At 48.8% G+C, this 2,877-nt stretch carries 2 protein-coding genes and 1 pseudogene; all 3 read left to right on the top strand.

The window, feature by feature from the left end:
* Positions 1-1,180 (top strand): GGDEF domain-containing protein (locus ACWVCM_RS14935; RefSeq protein WP_455202562.1); only part of this gene is annotated, 1,180 nt, incomplete at its 5' end.
* 23 nt (positions 1,181-1,203) lie between these two features.
* Entirely contained in the window at positions 1,204-1,683 is a 480-nt protein-coding gene (gene pncC, locus ACWVCM_RS14940; RefSeq protein ID WP_455202563.1) for a nicotinamide-nucleotide amidase, read from the top strand.
* A gap of 206 nt (positions 1,684-1,889) precedes the next feature.
* Positions 1,890-2,877 (top strand): annotated as a pseudogene (gene recA / locus ACWVCM_RS14945) (recombinase RecA); the annotation flags it as partial.

A 2,877-nucleotide genomic window follows, 5' to 3' on the forward strand; every position in this document is an offset into this window, starting at 1 on the left:
GGACGAGTTGCTTAATAAGGAACATGCTGATTACGAAGACGCAGAATTTTCCCGCGAAATCGATGAGCATATAAAAAGCACTAGCCAATTGGGCGCACATGAATCCAGGCCACTCAAGGCACCCAAGGCGGTGCTAAAAATGTTGCGCTTCCCGGATGAATACAACAGGGAAATTGCTTCTGAGAGCGATGTGCTCGACAAATCTAACGTGGAAGAGACTGCGCCTGAAACTGAAGATTCACTGGAAGATATCTATCCCACCTTGACAGAAGCCGAGCAAATTACAGAGCCATCCATGAAAGAACATGCGGCGCCGGAATCAGATGACGCCGAGAGTGCGAATTTTCGATTACAAAGATCGGATGAAAACGAAATGGAACGCTTGCATCGAGACTTTGTGCGGCAAATGCGCGCCATTGTAGCGGAGAACGCAGAGTTTGGTGTTCATCTCGGTCTGGAAATAGATGCGCTGGATGATGCGACGAAAATACAAAACGTGGAAGATCGACGAAAAGCCATATTGGCTTCCATGAAAAAGCTCAGCGAGAGCCATACACAACTCGCGAAGAAATTCGATACCGCGCAGACCTATCTCTCTATTATTGAGTCGGATAAACAGAAACTCAGCGACGAACTGGATCGTGCGCGTATGTTAAGCCTGACCGATGAATTAACTTCGTTACCCAACCGGCGCGCCTTTATGCGGCGTATGGACGATGAGGTGAGTCGGGTTAAACGTTATGGCTTTCCTTTGTCCCTGGTTTTAATTGACATTGACCATTTCAAGCAGGTTAACGATAAATACGGGCATGCAGCCGGCGATAAAGTATTGCGTATCTATTCTGAAAAAATTCTGTCCATTTTCCGGCATCATGACATGATCGCCCGCTACGGCGGTGAAGAGTTTGCGGTCTTGCTACCGAATACTGATCTGGATGGTGTACTAAGAGCGCTGGACAAAGTAAAAAGTACTGTGCCTAAAGTGCAATGCAAGATTGGCGGAATGACGATTAATGCACCGACGTTTTCTGCTGGTGTGACCGAGTATCGCGCGCCGGAGACGCCCACCCAGTTTATCGAGCGGGCAGACCATGCCCTGTACCGGGCCAAGCGCCTGGGCCGTAATCGCATCGAAGTGGAACAAAAAGACAATGAGCACGATGTCTTAGACCAGACCTGAATTTTCTGCTACGTTACCACTCTATGAACCTACAACACCTGTCAGAACAGGTAGGACGTCGCCTGCTGGAAAAGCGATTGTGGCTAGCGACCGCTGAATCGTGTACGGGTGGCTGGATTTCACAATCCATTACCGACATTGCCGGTAGTTCGCAATGGTTTGATCGCGGGTTCGTGACCTATACCAATGAAGCCAAGCAAGACATGCTCAATGTTTCTCCGGACACCCTGGTGCAGCATGGTGCAGTGAGCGAGCAAACGGTAATGGAGATGGTGCAGGGGGTATTGGCAAAGAGTCGCGCGGATGTTGCGCTCGCGGTAACTGGTATTGCCGGGCCGACCGGAGGTACACCCGAAAAACCTGTGGGTATGGTTTGGCATGCGTGGAGTATGCGCGATGCAGCTCCGGTGACTCAAGTTGAACATTATTTAGGCAACCGTTACGAGGTGCGCCAACAAACCGTTGAAACAGCGCTTCAGGGTATTTTGAAATTGTTAGCCTAAGCTTCTCTTTTTATCCTCTATTTTTATCTGTTATACGCGGCGCTTTTTTTATTAAATCTTTGTGTATTTTTGCGCTTAACCCCAATAGGTATCTATGAAATAATTGCCGCTTAAATAATCGGCTGTCTCATTATGGCAGCAAAAGGCGCAACGCTTTGGCAGCAGGCGCTTGCATTATTTGAAGAGTAGTTAATTAGAGGACATCAATAGTGGATGACAACAAAAGAAAAGCCTTAACCGCAGCACTGAGTCAAATCGAGAAGCAGTTTGGCAAAGGATCTGTAATGCGCATGGGTGATGAAGGACCTGCGCGAGATATCGAAGCCATATCAACGGGATCGTTAGGCCTGGATGTCGCATTGGGTATAGGTGGTTTACCACGCGGTCGGGTTGTTGAAATATACGGACCTGAATCTTCAGGTAAAACGACGCTCACCTTGCAAGTGATTGCTGAAGCGCAAAAACTCGGTGGTACGGCGGCATTCGTGGATGCGGAGCATGCCCTGGACCCAGTTTACGCAAGAAAGCTGGGAGTCAACGTCGATGATTTACTGGTGTCGCAGCCGGATACCGGCGAGCAGGCTCTGGAAATAACCGATATGCTGGTTCGTTCCAGTGCCGTGGATGTCGTGGTCGTGGACTCGGTAGCTGCCCTGACCCCGAAAGCAGAAATTGAAGGTGACATGGGTGATCACCATGTTGGTTTGCAGGCGCGTTTGATGTCCCAGGCGTTACGCAAACTCACCGCCAATATCAAACGTTCCAACACACTGGTCATTTTCATTAACCAGATCCGAATGAAAATTGGCGTGATGTTTGGTAATCCTGAAACCACCACCGGTGGTAATGCGCTGAAATTTTATTCTTCCGTTCGCCTGGATATTCGTCGTACCGGCGCGATCAAGAAAGGTGATGAAGTCCTGGGTAATGAAACCCGCGTTAAAGTGGTCAAGAACAAGGTTGCACCGCCATTCAAACAGGCCGAATTTGATATCCTGTATGGCGAAGGCATTTCGCGCGAAGGTGAAATCATTAACCTTGGGGTACAACAGGGTATCGTTGATTAAAGTGGCGCCTGGTACAGTTATAACGGGGATCGCATTGGCCAGGGCAAAGATAATGTGCGCAATTTCCTGAAAGAAAATCCAGATATTGCGGCTGGTATCGAAGCACAAATCCGCGCCCAATTGTTAC

It is taken from the genome of Kaarinaea lacus, from assembly GCF_975902315.1.